At 40.5% G+C, this 13,986-nt stretch carries 14 protein-coding genes; 3 read left to right on the top strand and 11 right to left on the bottom strand.

The window, feature by feature from the left end; genetic code table 11:
• Nucleotides 1–215 precede the first annotated feature (215 nt).
• Nucleotides 216–527, top strand: coding sequence for an ankyrin repeat domain-containing protein (locus tag WBW42_RS16550; protein WP_032057283.1), 312 nt, complete (start codon nucleotides 216–218; stop codon nucleotides 525–527).
• A gap of 43 nt (nucleotides 528–570) precedes the next feature.
• Here WBW42_RS16550 and WBW42_RS16545 read toward each other — a convergent pair whose 3' ends face one another.
• The 5 genes from WBW42_RS16545 to ribF form a co-directional block, all read right to left on the bottom strand.
• Nucleotides 571–1,113 carry an NADPH-dependent FMN reductase gene (locus WBW42_RS16545; protein WP_009387643.1) on the bottom strand — a complete coding sequence of 181 codons (543 nt, stop codon included), beginning with the start codon at nucleotides 1,111–1,113 and terminating at the stop codon, nucleotides 571–573.
• A 136-nt stretch (nucleotides 1,114–1,249) separates the two neighbouring features.
• Nucleotides 1,250–1,732 (bottom strand): FKBP-type peptidyl-prolyl cis-trans isomerase, encoded by a 483-nt coding sequence (locus WBW42_RS16540; protein ID WP_014208021.1) that lies wholly within the window; start codon nucleotides 1,730–1,732, stop codon nucleotides 1,250–1,252.
• Nucleotide 1,733: 1 nt separating this feature from the next.
• Nucleotides 1,734–2,264, bottom strand: coding sequence for a signal peptidase II (gene lspA / locus WBW42_RS16535; RefSeq protein WP_005804840.1), 531 nt, complete (start codon nucleotides 2,262–2,264; stop codon nucleotides 1,734–1,736).
• On the bottom strand, nucleotides 2,257–5,094 hold the full coding sequence (gene ileS / locus WBW42_RS16530; protein WP_032057284.1) for an isoleucine--tRNA ligase: 2,838 nt from the start codon (nucleotides 5,092–5,094) through the stop codon (nucleotides 2,257–2,259). Before ileS ends, lspA begins: the two co-directional genes overlap by 8 nt.
• A gap of 61 nt (nucleotides 5,095–5,155) precedes the next feature.
• Nucleotides 5,156–6,157, bottom strand: a complete 1,002-nt coding sequence (ribF, locus tag WBW42_RS16525) for a bifunctional riboflavin kinase/FAD synthetase (protein WP_032057286.1) — start codon at nucleotides 6,155–6,157, stop codon at nucleotides 5,156–5,158.
• A gap of 207 nt (nucleotides 6,158–6,364) precedes the next feature.
• On the opposite strand from ribF, the gene WBW42_RS16520 reads away from it, so the two are divergent.
• Complete coding sequence (locus WBW42_RS16520; protein ID WP_032057287.1) at nucleotides 6,365–7,498, top strand: TDT family transporter; 1,134 nt, start codon at nucleotides 6,365–6,367, stop codon at nucleotides 7,496–7,498.
• Between the two features lie 80 nt (nucleotides 7,499–7,578).
• Nucleotides 7,579–8,145 (top strand): 5'-methylthioadenosine/S-adenosylhomocysteine nucleosidase family protein, encoded by a 567-nt coding sequence (locus tag WBW42_RS16515; RefSeq protein ID WP_032057288.1) that lies wholly within the window; start codon nucleotides 7,579–7,581, stop codon nucleotides 8,143–8,145.
• A 34-nt stretch (nucleotides 8,146–8,179) separates the two neighbouring features.
• On the opposite strand, the gene WBW42_RS16510 is transcribed toward WBW42_RS16515, so the two are convergent.
• The 6 genes from WBW42_RS16510 to WBW42_RS16485 all read right to left on the bottom strand — a co-directional run bounded on the left by WBW42_RS16510 (nucleotide 8,180) and on the right by WBW42_RS16485 (nucleotide 13,894).
• On the bottom strand, nucleotides 8,180–8,800 hold the full coding sequence (locus tag WBW42_RS16510) for a TetR/AcrR family transcriptional regulator (RefSeq protein ID WP_005071782.1): 621 nt from the start codon (nucleotides 8,798–8,800) through the stop codon (nucleotides 8,180–8,182).
• A 259-nt stretch (nucleotides 8,801–9,059) separates the two neighbouring features.
• Nucleotides 9,060–9,860, bottom strand: coding sequence for an ABC transporter ATP-binding protein (locus tag WBW42_RS16505; protein WP_032057289.1), 801 nt, complete (start codon nucleotides 9,858–9,860; stop codon nucleotides 9,060–9,062).
• A 13-nt stretch (nucleotides 9,861–9,873) separates the two neighbouring features.
• Nucleotides 9,874–10,671: an aliphatic sulfonate ABC transporter permease SsuC gene (ssuC, locus tag WBW42_RS16500; RefSeq protein WP_002120785.1), complete on the bottom strand. Its 798-nt coding sequence runs from the start codon at nucleotides 10,669–10,671 to the stop codon at nucleotides 9,874–9,876.
• A complete protein-coding gene (gene ssuD / locus WBW42_RS16495) occupies nucleotides 10,668–11,843 on the bottom strand; it encodes an FMNH2-dependent alkanesulfonate monooxygenase (protein ID WP_014208027.1) in 1,176 nt (391 codons plus the stop codon). Before ssuD ends, ssuC begins: the two co-directional genes overlap by 4 nt.
• 26 nt (nucleotides 11,844–11,869) lie before the next feature.
• Nucleotides 11,870–12,853, bottom strand: a complete 984-nt coding sequence (locus WBW42_RS16490) for a sulfonate ABC transporter substrate-binding protein (RefSeq protein WP_032012564.1) — start codon at nucleotides 12,851–12,853, stop codon at nucleotides 11,870–11,872.
• A 72-nt stretch (nucleotides 12,854–12,925) separates the two neighbouring features.
• Complete coding sequence (locus WBW42_RS16485) at nucleotides 12,926–13,894, bottom strand: sulfonate ABC transporter substrate-binding protein (protein ID WP_032057290.1); 969 nt, start codon at nucleotides 13,892–13,894, stop codon at nucleotides 12,926–12,928.
• Nucleotides 13,895–13,986: the final 92 nt, after the last annotated feature.

Raw genomic sequence — 13,986 nt, 5'->3', positions numbered from 1 at the left:
GTGAAACCTCTTAGCGCTGATGGTAGTGTGGGGTTACCCATGTGAGAGTAAGTCATCGCCAGCTCATTATTCTAAACACCCCCGTTCTAATGAATGGGGGTGTTTCTTTATGTGCGGAATTTAATTTTTAATAAAAGATAGGTCCAAAATTAGATTTGTATTCTTGCTATATTCTATGAATATAATGATGAACTCTATTATTTTTGGGTACGTCCATGAAAATCAATTCTTTCTCTCCAATACCTGAAGATGATGAAGAGCTATCTTTACCTGTATTGATTTATTGGGCATCTCTAGGTGATATCGATCAAGTAAAAGAACTACTAATAGAGGGAGAAGATCCTAATCAGATAGATGATGAGGGATATAGTGCTCTACAAGCAGCTGCTGAAAATGATCATTTAGAGATAGTTCAACTCTTAATTGAAAAAGGTGCGCATGTCGCTTACAAAAGTGAATACACAGCATTAGAGCTTGCAGAAATGGCTGGTAATACTGATGTAGTGGAGTATTTAAAGAGTTTATAAAATTAAAGGCCTCTTTTGTTTAGAAAAGAGGCCTTTTGTTCAATTAAGACAAATGATATTTCTGTAGTTTCTCAACAATGGATTGAAGACCTTTTACTTCAAACTCATTAGCTTCGAATTTTTCATCTTTATTACGTTTAAATATATCTCTTATCTCTATTACAGCATTCGGGTCAATAATGCTTAAACTTGAGGTGACTTGACGTATTTGACTAATAGAACGAGAGCCATTTGTTGAACCATAGCCAATAAATGCAGCAGGTTTACCACCCCACTCCTTGCCGACATAATCAAGTGCATTTTTTAAAGCTGGGCTGTAACCATGGTTGTATTCTGGGCTAATAAAGATAAATGCGTCTGCTTGAGCAATTTTGTCTGCCCATTCTTGTTGTTTAGGTTGATCATAAATCCCGGTAGCAGGTGGGTGAGAGCCTGAAAATAACGGTAAATTCCACTCTTTTAAATCAATTACTTCTGTCTGAAAATCTTCTAGATTAAATGATGGAATTGTGGATTCTAGCCAATTGGCAACTTTAATTGCTGTACGTCCTTCACGAACACTTCCTACGATAATATAGACCAGCATGTATTTTTCCTAAGTATTTTTATCTTTATAACTTAATTCATTATATAGGTAGGAGAGAATATAGAATTTGTAAGGATTCTTATGTCACTAATAAAAATTGAATCATAAAAAAGCCCTCATTTAGAGGGCTTTTTATTTACATTAGCTTAATGCCTTGTTGGCCTTCAGGAGTAACCTTAAATATTTCTACTTCAAAGGTAATATTTTTCCCAGCTAATGGGTGATTAAAATCAATTTCTGTAATGTCATCATTAACTGATTTTACTACACCGAATAAGGTGGTTTTTGCCTTATCTTCAAATTCGATCATGTGACCAGGAATAGGGCGTTGTTCAAACTTAACTGTATCGAAAGTTTGAACATTTTCTGGATTCCACGGACCAAAAGCCTCTTCTGGTGGAAGGTGTACTGTACGGCGGTCACCTGCACGTAAACCGAATAATGCTTTTTCGAAACCTGGTAAAAGGTTTCCGTCACCAATAGTCAGACTAACTGGCTCTTCACGGCTACGTGTATTGTCAATTTCTACACCATTTTCGATAGCTACAGAAAAGTGTAGGTCGACTTTAGAGCCTTCTTGAATACGAATTTCTTCGTTAGGTTGAATAATTTCGGTCATATTATGCATCCGAATTTTGGTTACGTTGCTTCTCAAGGAAGAATGTATCAATGAGTAGCAAAATCGTACCTAGAGTGATGGCACTGTCCGCAATATTAAAAGCTGGAAAGTGATGATTTTGGTAATAAACATGAATGAAATCGACCACATAACCTAGGGTAATACGGTCAATTAAATTACCTAAAGCTCCACCTAAAATTAAAGCGATGGCTACAGGTAGCACCACCATTTTTTTAGGCATACGCATTAACCAAAATACAAAAAGTACTGAAACTAAGCCCGCCAGTGATGTGAAGAAATAGCGCTGCCATCCTCCTGCATCAGATAAAAAGCTAAAAGCTGCACCATAGTTATGCAATAGTGTCCAGTTTAAAAATGGAAGTACAGGTACAGGATCTGCGTAGTTCAGATGTGTACTTGCAATCCATTTTGTCCATTGATCCAATACAATGGCAAGGACAGAAAGTCCAAGCCAAATCAGATTATGTGGATAAAACTGGAATAAGCCTTTTTTAGCTTGTGAATTAGGCATATTTTCTCACTTCGCCACGACCAGTGACGTTCACAATACAACGACCACATAAACCAGGATGATCGGCATGTGTATTTACATCTGGAAGGACGTGCCAGCAACGTGCACATTTTTCACCTTCAGCTGCAGATATTTGTACACGTAAGCCTTCCATTTCAGTTGCTTCACCTTGCTCAGCCAATGGATGTACTACTACTTGCGAAGTAATAAGAACAAAACGGAGTTCATCAGCCAGTTGGTTTAAAACTGTTTGTAATGATTCACTTGCCCAAAGTTCAACTTTGGCTGAAAGATTACTGCCGACAAGTTTAGCGTTACGCGCTGCTTCAATCTGTTTATTTACTGCAGATTTTACGCTAATCAATGTTTGCCAATCTTCTTCAGAAAGCAAGTTTGCTTTTGATGAAACAGGCAAGTCATACCATTCTGAAGTAAATACATACTTTTCGGTTTGTTCTGGAATCAATGGCCAAGCTTCTTGAGCGGTAAAGCTTAGGATTGGGCTCATCCACCGGATAAATGCTTGAACAATATGATAAAGCGCTGTTTGTGCAGAACGACGTGCCTGAGAATCTGCTTTAGTGGTGTATTGACGGTCTTTGATAATATCTAGGTAGAAACCACCTAAGTCATTAATACAGAAGCTTGTTAACGCACTACATACCACATGGAAGTTCATTTCTTCATAGGCAGTGATAATGGTTTGTTGTACTTCATTCGCACGTTGTAAGATGTATTGATCTAGAGCGATAAGGTCATCTACGTCCAGAGCATCAGTACTTGGTTTGAAACCATTTAGGTTCGCAAGCAAGAAGCGTAGAGTATTACGAATACGGCGATAGCTATCACTTACACGGCTAAAGATTTCTTTCGATGCTGCGATTTCATAACGGTAGTCGCTAGACGCTACATATAGTCGTAAACCATCTGCACCAAGCTGTTTGATGATTTCTTCAAGCGGGATATAGTTGCCTAAAGATTTCGACAATTTACGACCGTTTTCGTCCACTGTAAAACCATGAGTTAACAAGGCTTTATATGGCGCACGATTGTGAATTGCCATAGATGTTAATAAAGAAGATTGGAACCAGCCACGGTGTTGGTCTGAACCCTCTAAATATAAGTCAGCAGGGCTTTCTAATTCATCACGTTGCTCAAGTACAGCGTAATGCGTTGTACCAGAGTCGAACCATACATCGAGTGTATCGCGAACAGCGTTATATTGTTCAGCATCTTCACCGATGAAGTCTTTTGCTTCACGTTTGAACCATGCTTCGATGCCTTCTTCTTCGATCAGTTGAGCAACTTCTTCGATGAGTTCAGGTGTACGCGGGTGTAATTCGTTCGTATCTTTATGAACGAAGAATGGAATTGGAACACCCCAAGTACGTTGACGTGAAATACACCAGTCCGGACGACCTTCGATCATTGATTCAATACGGTTCTTACCCCAGTTCGGTACAAACTCGATATCATTTTCAATGGCATTAAGCGCACCTTCACGTAACCCTTTTTGATCCATGCTAATGAACCATTGTGGTGTAGCACGGAAAATAATAGGAGTCTTATGGCGCCAGCAGTGTGGGTAGCTGTGTTTAATTGGTTGATGAGCCCATAAACGGCCTACAGCGCCCAAAGCTTCAATAATCTTTGGATTGGCTTTATAGATGTGCTCACCAGCATAGATTGGAGCAGTTGGGAGATAAACACCGTTACCACCCACTGGGTTATCTACTTTAAGGTTGTATTGAAGACCTACTTTATAGTCGTCCGCACCGTGGCCAGGCGCTGTATGTACGGCACCTGTACCGCTTGTTGCGATAACATGTTCACCTAAAATAACCGGAACTTGACGATCAGTAAGTAGAGGATGCTGTAGGGTAAGGTTTTCAAGAGCCGAACCAGTAAAATCAGCTAAAACAACTGGGTTTTCAAGCTTGTAACGCTCAATCGCTGAAGCAACTAGATCTTTAGCAAGAATAAAGTTTTGCTTACCACGCTCAGTTGTCACTTGCACCAATTGATATTCAATTTCGGCATGCAACGCAACGGCTTGGTTAGCTGGTAATGTCCATGGTGTAGTGGTCCAGATCACGATATCTGTTGGATCTTGAACTTCTACGTTTAAACGGGCACTTAAATCTTTGAGATCGACAACGCCAAAACCAACGTCAATTGCGTCTGATTTTTTATCTTCGTATTCAACTTCTGCTTCAGCAAGAGCTGAACCGCAGTCCATACACCAGTTCACTGGCTTTAAGCCTGGCTGGATATGGCCATTTTTCTGGATGAGACCTAGAGCACGAACGATATCGGCTTCTTGTTTGTAATTCATGGTGAGATAAGGATTATCCCAATCACCTAAAATACCAAGACGTTTAAAGTCAGTACGCTGTAAATCAATTTGTTTTAGCGCGTATTCACGGCAAAGTTTACGGAAAGTTGCTGCGTCAACTTTTTCGCCCACTTTACCTACTTTCTCTTCGACTTTTAGTTCGATTGGCAAGCCATGACAGTCCCAACCTGGAACATACGGTGCATCAAAACCTGAAAGCGTACGGCTTTTTACAATAACGTCTTTGAGTACTTTATTGACTGCGTGGCCTAAGTGAATTGTACCGTTCGCATATGGAGGGCCATCATGCAAAATATATTTTTTCTTGCCAATACGCGATGCACGAATCTGCTGATAAATGTTGTCGGTATACCACTCTTCTAACCATTTCACTTCACGTACTGCCAAATTTGCTTTCATTGCAAATTGAGTATCCGGCAGGTTTAGCGTGGCTTTGTAGTCCACTGCATTCTCAGGAGTTTGCTTATCGCTCATGCAAGTTTTCTTCCAGTTTAATCAGCTTGGGAGCTGACATGTTTTACAATCAAAATTCGAATTAAAAAGGAAATTGTGTCGTGTCGTTACGGTATTGTCGTAACTGTTGCACGTCATTATCAATTCCAGCCTTAAGTGCTTCAAGCGAAGGGTAGTTCAATTCACCATGAAGATAGTGAAGAAAAGTCACCCGCATAAATAAGCCATACAGATTAGCAGAAACATCAGGGAAATGTACTTCTAATCTCCATTCTGGATGTTCTTGCTGAATGGCGGGACGTGTACCGACATGACCTGCGCCATAGAGGCTATTTTCATGATATCCGGCAATTCCCGGTTTCTCAGGTGTTTCTTGGCGCACTTTTTCAGTGAGTGAAGTTGTTTCGCAAATGACTTCAACGCCATAAATACCGTTTAAACAAGGTTTGTGGCGGTTGAGACGAACATTAATGGTTGGAAAATCAAGAGTTCGTCCAATTTGGTCGCCATATTGGACACGTCCAGTAATACTGTACGGACGGCCTAATAATTTAGCTGCTAAAGCAAGATTACCCACTTGAAGTACTTGGCGAATACGGGTTGAACTGACGCGTTCACCTTCAAGTTCAATGGTATGTAAATTTGTGACTTGGAAGCCATAATCTTTTAAAAATTCACTGTTGCCTTGGCGGTCTTTACCGAAATGAAAGTCATCCCCTAAAACTAATGATTGGGCATTTAATTTATTTTTTAATAAATCTGCGAAGGCAGATGCGCTCATGCTACGGAAATGTTCATCAAATTTAGCAACCGCAATATAGTCAACGCCAAGCTCAGCTAGGTATTCAACTTTTTCCCGTAATGAATTAATACGAGGAGGTGCATCGTAACCTTTGAAGAACTCAAGCGGTTGTGGCTCAAAAATCATGACCAAAGTTTTTAAGCCTTGTGCTGCAGCAATTTTTTTGAGTTGAGCAATCATCGCTTGGTGGCCTAAATGGACACCATCAAAATTACCAATAGTTACCGCTGTTGGAGGTAACTGAAAATTGGGCGATAACGCATTAAGACGAAGCAGTTTCATGAACTTAAAATATGGCTATTTTTGCAAGGGCTATATATTGCCATAATCTCACAGATTCGTCTTGTTGTTGTGTTTTTACTCAGTTATTTTTCAACATGAATATTTGTATATTTAAAATACTGATGAATTAAATAAAAATAAATCAATTTTTCTTATTAATGGTTTGCTCTACTATATCTTTATCCACTCTTTGATTAGAGAACTAAGATGAAAAAACCCTTTTACCAATTAAATCATAGCAAAGATGTTATACGACATTTTACTCCAAATTGGTTTACAGCGACTATGGGTACTGGCGTGGTGAGTATGATTTTAATCCAGCTGCCATTTGCTCAATCTTTTTTATTCACGTTAGCAACTTTGTTATGGCAATTTAACATTGCTTTATTTAGCGTTTTTTCAGTTCTTTATTTATTGCGGTGGCTTCTTTTCCCTCATGAAGCGAAGCAAATATTTAACCATCCCAATATGAGCTTGTTTTTAGGGGCTATCCCAATGGGGCTTGCAACGATATTAAATGGTTTTTTAAGCTTCGGTGTCGGGCTTTACGGTGAAGTGGCTATCCATATTGCTCAAGCTTTATGGTACATCGATGTCTTTTTAGCATTGGCCATTGCGTGGATCGTGCCATTTTGTATGTTTAGTCGTCAGAACCATCAGCTACATACGATGACTGCAATCTGGCTTTTACCTGTGGTTGCCTGTGAAGTAGCAGCAAGTTCTGCCGGCATGTTGGTTGCACATTTACCCGCAGATATGCATAGCTTTCATTTATTAATGGCTGGCTATGTACTTTGGGGAATCTCTGTTTTACCAGCATTCGCTATTCTGACAATTTTAATTTTACGTATGGCTTTGCATCAGCTACCTGAAAAAGAAGTCGCTATTTCTAGCTGGCTCTCTTTAGGCCCGATTGGTACAGGTGCATTAGGTTTATTGTTACTAGGTCAGCAGGCACAAAGAGTGGCGCCAAACGTAGGATTTGAACAATTTGCTAATGTCTTTCAAGCTTTAGGAGTTGTAGGCAGTCTTGTACTTTTAGGCTTTGGGTTATGGTGGCTTGGTCTTGCGATTTTAACAACGCTCCGTCACGCAAAGACAGGTATTCCATTTAACTTGGGCTGGTGGGGCTTAACCTTTCCATTAGGTGTATTTATTCTGGCTTTGTTTAACTTAGGACATCAGGTTGAAGTTGTATTTTTACAATACATTGCGGTGGCATTGAGTCTTTTATTATTGGCAATGTGGGGCGTAGTAATGAAGAAAACGCTTGTAGGAGCATATAGTGGTCAACTGTTTTTTTCTCCCTGCTTAATCGCTTTACAACAAAAAGTGCAGTAATGATGAAAAGGTGCAAAAAGCTTTTGCACCTGATTTATACTTATTTTCTAACTTATTTAATTTTGATTTGAGCTTCTTGAATGAACACTGATATTGCTTTGATTATGGCACTTCCTAATGAATCTAAAGGTTTATTTGAACAAGCAGGTGTTGAAGTTCATTACAGTGGTATTGGTAAGATTAATGCTGCCTTTAAAGCATTTGAGGTTATTCAAAAAACTGGCTGTAAAACTTTAATTAATCTAGGTACAGCTGGAAGCTCTGCGTTTAATCGACATGATTTGGTCGAGGTGAAGACTTTTGTACAACGTGATATGGATGTTTCACCCCTAGGGTTTGAAGTAGGTGTAACGCCGTTAGATGATCACTTGCCAGCTGAAATTCATCTTCAACCACATTTTATTGATTTGCCAAAAGCAGTTTGTGGAACTGGTGATTCATTTGAAACGGGTCAGCCAAAAGTAGCTTGTGATGTGGTTGACATGGAAGGCTATGCTTTAGCTAAAGTGTGCCACAAGTTAGGTGTACGATTAATCTCGGTGAAGTATATTACTGATGGGGCAGATGACACTGCACATTTGGATTGGGAAGAAAATTTATTGTTAGGCGCTCAGAAACTCCTAGCCCTTTATCAAAACTATTTCTAAAAAAAGATCGGCAAATTTGCCGATCTTTTTTATTTTAGCGAGGTAATACGCCGTATAGCATCATATGTACCGTATGCTCAATCGAACGCTGGAACATACTGCGGTTACGAAGCGTTTTACCGGTCACCATTTCCATTTGTGTTGCAAAATCTGCATAGTTTTGCGTAAGGCCCCAAATATTTAAGATTAATAGCTCAGGGTCGATATCTGGAGAAATTTTCCCTTCTTCTTGCCATGTTTGAATAACCTTGGCTTTGCGCTTAAATAGCTTTTTCAAAGGCCCTTTCAGTATAGGCAAAATATGTGGAGCCCCTTGAATAATTTCTAGTGCAAACAATCTAGATGCTTTCGGTTGGCTACGAGACAGTTCGATTTTTTGAATTAAATAGTGAGATAAGGCTTCGGCTGGTTCTAATTCAGCTTCTAAAGTTTGTAAGGGGGCCAACCATTTTTGTAAAACGGTTGTGAGCACTTCTACATATAAAGACTCTTTATTTTCATAGTAATAGAAAATATTCGACTTATGCATGTCGGCGAGTTGGGCAATTTCATCCAGACTTGCGCCACTAAACCCATAGACTGAAAATACGTCAAGGGCCGCAGCAAGAAGCTGATTGCGCTTTTGGGTACTCTTTTTTTGTTCCATCTGCTGCATAATTAAAAAAATAATATTCCCATTGTAAGGGAAATTGTTTGATTTGTGCACAGGTGTCTTGCTTTTTTAATCAAAAAACAGCTAGTTATTTGCGTAATAGATATACTATTGTGCAAAAAATAGAGAGATTCCCTAGTTTATTGTTATTCTTAAAAATATTTTTTTATTTTCGCCCTAAAAAAGAGCAATAAAACAGCAGTTTTATTGCTCGTAAATTGGGCAATTTTCGGTTGAACAGTTCTCATTACTCATCACAACCTTAAGTTGCCAAAACCGCATCGAGTACTTGTTGCTCAAGTTGAGCAAAAGTAATACTTTTTTTACGCGGGCGCGGCAAATTAACTTGGAAACTGTGAGCAATCTGGCCCTTATCTAATAAGATAATACGGTCAGCTAATTGCACTGCTTCACTTACATCGTGTGTGACCAAAATTGCAGTAAAGCCTTGCTCCTTCCACAAGCGCTCAATCAAGCTTTGCATCTCAAGCCGAGTTAGAGCATCTAATGCACCCAAAGGTTCGTCTAGCAACAATATGCGTGGAGTATGTGATAGTGCACGGGCTAGAGCAGTGCGCTGACGTTGACCACCTGAGAGCTGGGAAGGCCATTGTCCCGCTTTTTCTTTTAAACCTACTTTTTCTAATAATTCTTCTGCCAAAGCATGTTGTGATTTTGGTAGCCCAAGTTGAACATTTTGAAGAATATTTCTCCAAGGAAGTAAACGAGGATCTTGGAACATTACTCGAATATCATCGTTCGTAATGCCTTCACGTAAATGTCGGGCAGATTTAAATTTGATTTCCCCAAAGCTGGCTTTTTCAAGTTGAGCAATTAAACGGAGTAACGTACTTTTGCCACAATCACTTCGGCCAACAATTGCTAAAAACTCACCCGGCTGGATGTGTAGGTCAAGATCTTCGAGGACCTTTACCTCACCATAAAATTTATAAAGTTGCTCAATCAGAATCTCTGCTCCTAATACAGGTTCTTGAGATTCTGTTGGTTCTTCCGGAATGAGCTGCACTTCATTCTGATTAATATTTAAATTCAGATTTGTCATGTTCTAAGCTCCCTTATTTCTGATATCCAGAGTGCCAACGTAGTAAATAGCGTTCCAAAAGCTGTGCTAAAACATCTGCCAGTTTGCCTAGTAAGGCGTACAGAAGAATACCGACCAGAACTACATCCGTTTGTAAAAACTCACGTGCATTCATGGTCATATAACCAATACCTGCTTGAGCTGAAATGGTTTCAGCAACAATAAGCAATACCCAAACCAAACCTAAAGCAAAGCGTAAACCCACTAAAATAGAAGGCATCGCACCCGGCAAAATAATTTCTTTGTAAAGCTGCCAACGTGAAAGTCCGTAGCTTTTACCCATCTCAATCAATTGAGGGTCAACTGACCGAATACCGTGATAGGTGTTGATATAGATAGGGAAGAAAACACCTACGGCGACTAAAAATAATTTCGCTGTTTCATCAATCCCGAACCACAAGATGACAAGTGGGATAAGTGCTAAGGCTGGGATGTTACGAATCATTTGTAAGGTCGTGTCGAGCAGGGTAGAGGCGAAACGCGAAGACCCGTTGAGTAGACCTAATAACAAACCTAAACCGCCGCCTATCAGAAGGCCAAGCAGTGCACGACCAGCACTGACTTTAACGTGCTGCCAGAGTTCGCCACTCACCAGTAGATGCCAAAAAGCGGAAACTACAGCAGTAGGTGCGGGTAAAATACGGCTTTCTAAAAGACCCGAACTTGAGGCAATTTGCCAAACAACCAATAGAAGAATAGGGAAAATCCAAGGCAGCAAACGCTGCCCGATTTGTTTTGTTCCACGTGAAACAACACTTTCAGCTTTGCTCATGCAGGCTCCTTGACGGAACTATTTAGCTTCTTCTCGTCTGGAACATAATTGTTGGCAATAATTTCACCGAATGGACCGGTTAAATTTGGCTGAGCAAGTTTAGCGCGAGTTTCAATTGGTAATAACGGGAATACTAACTCTGCAAAACGAATTGATTCTTCAAGGTGTGGATAGCCTGAGAAAATGAAAGTATCAATACCTAAATCAGCATATTCCTGAATACGGGCAGCAACGGTTTCAGGATCGCCTACAAGTGCTGTACCTGCACCACCACGAACTAAACCAATACCAGCCCAAAGGTTTGGAGATACTTCTAGTTTGTCTCGATTACCGCCGTGGAGAGCCGCCATACGTTGTTGGCCTACAGAGTCCATTTGTGCAAATTTTTTCTGTGCGGCAGCAATAGTCGCATCATCAAGATATTGGATAAGCTCGTTCGCTGCTGCCCAAGCTTGTTCGTTGGTTTCACGAACAATCACATGTAAGCGAATGCCATAAGTTAATTTGCGGCCTTTAGCCTCAGCTTTAGCACGAACATGTTCGATCTTTTGTTTAACTGCCTCTGGTGGTTCACCCCACGTAAGGTAAGTATCGACTTGCTCAGCTGCAAGATCGACAGCGACGTCTGAAGAACCACCAAACCAAAGTGGTGGATAAGGCTTTTGAACAGGTGGGTAAAGTAGTTTTGCATCATCCACTTGTAAACGTTCACCGTGGAATGTAAAAGCTTCACCCGTATGTGAGCGTGTCAAAATCTCACGCCAGATTTTTACGTATTCATTGGCAGTTTGATAACGTGTTGAGTGATCTTCATATAAACCATCTCCGCGTAATTCAGCCTCATCACCACCAGTCACTAAGTTGAGTAATACACGACCATTCGACAAACGGTCAAACGTTGCAGCCATACGAGCAGCTAAAGCTGGTGTGGTTACCCCTGGTCGTAATGCAACTAAAAATTTAAGGTGTTGAGTTGCATCAATTAGGCTAGCCGCCGTAATCCAAGGATCTTCACATGAACGACCTGTTGGAATAAGTACACCTTCGTAACCTAAATTATCTACTGCCACAGCAATTTGCTTCATATAGGCATGGTCAACCTGACGAGCGCCTTTACTTGTACCTAAATAGCGACTATCACCATGGGTAGGAATAAACCAGAAAATTTTCATGTGCATTACCTATATATCTATTGAAATTACTTGGCGCCCCAAACAGCTTGTTTAATGCTGATTGGTTTAGGGATGATGCCTTGTTGAGTAAAGATGTCTGCGAGTTGCTGTTGCTCAGCAATCACTTTGCTGCTGAGTGGAGCTGCTGATGAAGGACGAGGACGGCGTTTAATAAATAAGTCACTGGTTGCAGGCTTAAGCCCTGTGCTTTGGCCAATCGCACCAGCCGTTTCTGCTTGATGACTTTGAACCCATTTGTCAGCTTGATTGATTTGTTTGATGAGCCCGGAAACAGCTTTAGGATGTTGTTTAACAAAATTTGGAGCTGCTAAATAAAATGTATAGTTCGGACTTAAGCCTTTACCTGATGCAAGAACACGAGCTTGATCTTCTAGTTGTGCTGAAGCGAAGTAAGGATCCCAAATTGCCCATGCATCAACGGCACCTTTTTGAAATGCTGCGCGAGCATCGGCAGGGGTAAGCCAGATGGGGGTAATATCGCTCCAGTTTAGGCCTGCTTTACGTACAGCTTGCACAAGTAAGTAATGTGAGCTCGAACCTTTTTGCAGTGCAATGCGTTTACCTTTAAGGTCTTTCAGCTGTTTGAGCTGTGAGTTTTTTGGAACTAAAATTGCCGATGCCAAGGGCTTAGCCGCTTCATAAGCAATATAATATAAAGGCTTGCCAGCCGCTTGAGCATAGACAGGAGGTGTATCTCCAGTAACGCCTACATCAAGCGAACCGACAGCTAAAGCTTCTAAAATTTGTGGACCAGCAGGGAACTCATTCCAAGTAATTTTTGCATTTGGGAATTCTTGCTCAAATAGCTTTTGCTGTTTGGCAATTGCAAAGTTAATCGAGCTTTTTTGAAAACCAATACGAAGTTCTTTTACAGTAGGGTCTATTGCCCAAGCTGGCGCTGCGATTGTTAAGCCTAATACAGTGACTGCACTGAGGCGCTTAATTAATTGTGTCCACTGACTCTTAATAAATAATGACTGATGTTGCATATTGATATCCTTGTTCCCCTTGAGGTGAGGCACAGCATTTATATGATTATTTAAGCCGTGCCCAAGCTGGGTTTATTTCAGTTTTAAAATGGCGTCTTGAATGGTGAGTTTGTTTGGAATGAGCTTTTGCGCATAAAAAGCATCAGCCACATATTGTTGTTCTTGTGCCACCTTGTCAGAGATTGGCTGAACTCCAAAACCCATACGTGAAATGGAAGTTTTGAGTACATCAAACTCAAGTGCGGTAGGTTTTTCGAGTAACTTGGCAGCTTCATCCTGATGTGAACTTACCCACTTAGTGGTCTGGTTAAGTGTCTGTACAACAGTGTTGAGTACTTTCGGATTATTTTCTGCAAATTTACGGTCAGCTAAATAAAACTGATAATTACTCACCAAGTTTTCGCCTGTTGCTAAAACTCGCGCCTGAATTTGATGTTCAGCTGCTGCAAAGAACGGGTCCCAAATCACCCATGCATCGACAGCACCTTTTTCAAAGGCAGCACGTGCGTCTGATGGCGGCAAATAAACTGGTTGAATATCACTTAAGCTTAAGTTGTTGGCTTCTAAAACTTTTAACAATAGGTAATGAACATTCGAGCCTTTATTAAGAGCAACACGTTTGCCTTTTAAATCTTTAATAGATTGGATTGGAGAGTCTTTTTGTACCAATAGTGCTTCAGCTTTTGGCGCAGCAGGTTGGTTTGCGACATAGACTAAATTTGGATTGGCAGCCTGAGCAAAGATCGGTGGTGCTTCACCTGCTTCACCGAGTGAAACACTTCCTACGTTTAAGCCTTCAAGCAATTGAGGGCCAGCAGGGAACTCAACCCATTTCACTTGCACGCCTTGTTCTTTTAATGCTTTTTCTAAGTCACCACGAGCCTTTAGAATAGGAAGAATCCCATATTTTTGATAGCCGATATTTAAGGTTGTGGTGGCTTGTTCCTCTTTTTTGGCACAACCACTTAACATCATCACTCCTGCAAGGCTGGCCGCGATGACTGAATATTTTGCCCATGAAGTGGTGTTGAAAAGTGCCATGAGATTTCGTACTCCCCGAAAGAGAAAAAGAAAAAAAATAATTGGATGAGCAGATACCCTAAATTGATTTTTATTTCAGAAAAAATAAGTAT

The organism is Acinetobacter sp. LT1 (genome assembly GCF_059800965.1).
Note: the sequence above shows the minus strand (reverse complement) of the source record. Positions and strands in the feature narration are given on the sequence as shown.

Bases quoted from the DNA above. Each gene is read 5' to 3' on its own strand.
- WBW42_RS16550 (WP_032057283.1), top strand. From the start codon at position 216: ATGAAAATCAATTCTTTCTCTCCAATACCTGAAGATGATGAAGAGCTA.
- WBW42_RS16545 (WP_009387643.1), bottom strand. From the start codon at position 1,113: ATGCTGGTCTATATTATCGTAGGAAGTGTTCGTGAAGGACGTACAGCA.
- WBW42_RS16540 (WP_014208021.1), bottom strand. From the start codon at position 1,732: ATGACCGAAATTATTCAACCTAACGAAGAAATTCGTATTCAAGAAGGC.
- lspA (WP_005804840.1), bottom strand. From the start codon at position 2,264: ATGCCTAATTCACAAGCTAAAAAAGGCTTATTCCAGTTTTATCCACAT.
- ileS (WP_032057284.1), bottom strand. From the start codon at position 5,094: ATGAGCGATAAGCAAACTCCTGAGAATGCAGTGGACTACAAAGCCACG.
- ribF (WP_032057286.1), bottom strand. From the start codon at position 6,157: ATGAAACTGCTTCGTCTTAATGCGTTATCGCCCAATTTTCAGTTACCT.
- WBW42_RS16520 (WP_032057287.1), top strand. From the start codon at position 6,365: ATGAAAAAACCCTTTTACCAATTAAATCATAGCAAAGATGTTATACGA.
- WBW42_RS16515 (WP_032057288.1), top strand. From the start codon at position 7,579: ATGAACACTGATATTGCTTTGATTATGGCACTTCCTAATGAATCTAAA.
- WBW42_RS16510 (WP_005071782.1), bottom strand. From the start codon at position 8,800: ATGCAGCAGATGGAACAAAAAAAGAGTACCCAAAAGCGCAATCAGCTT.
- WBW42_RS16505 (WP_032057289.1), bottom strand. From the start codon at position 9,860: ATGACAAATCTGAATTTAAATATTAATCAGAATGAAGTGCAGCTCATT.
- ssuC (WP_002120785.1), bottom strand. From the start codon at position 10,671: ATGAGCAAAGCTGAAAGTGTTGTTTCACGTGGAACAAAACAAATCGGG.
- ssuD (WP_014208027.1), bottom strand. From the start codon at position 11,843: ATGAAAATTTTCTGGTTTATTCCTACCCATGGTGATAGTCGCTATTTA.
- WBW42_RS16490 (WP_032012564.1), bottom strand. From the start codon at position 12,853: ATGCAACATCAGTCATTATTTATTAAGAGTCAGTGGACACAATTAATT.
- WBW42_RS16485 (WP_032057290.1), bottom strand. From the start codon at position 13,894: ATGGCACTTTTCAACACCACTTCATGGGCAAAATATTCAGTCATCGCG.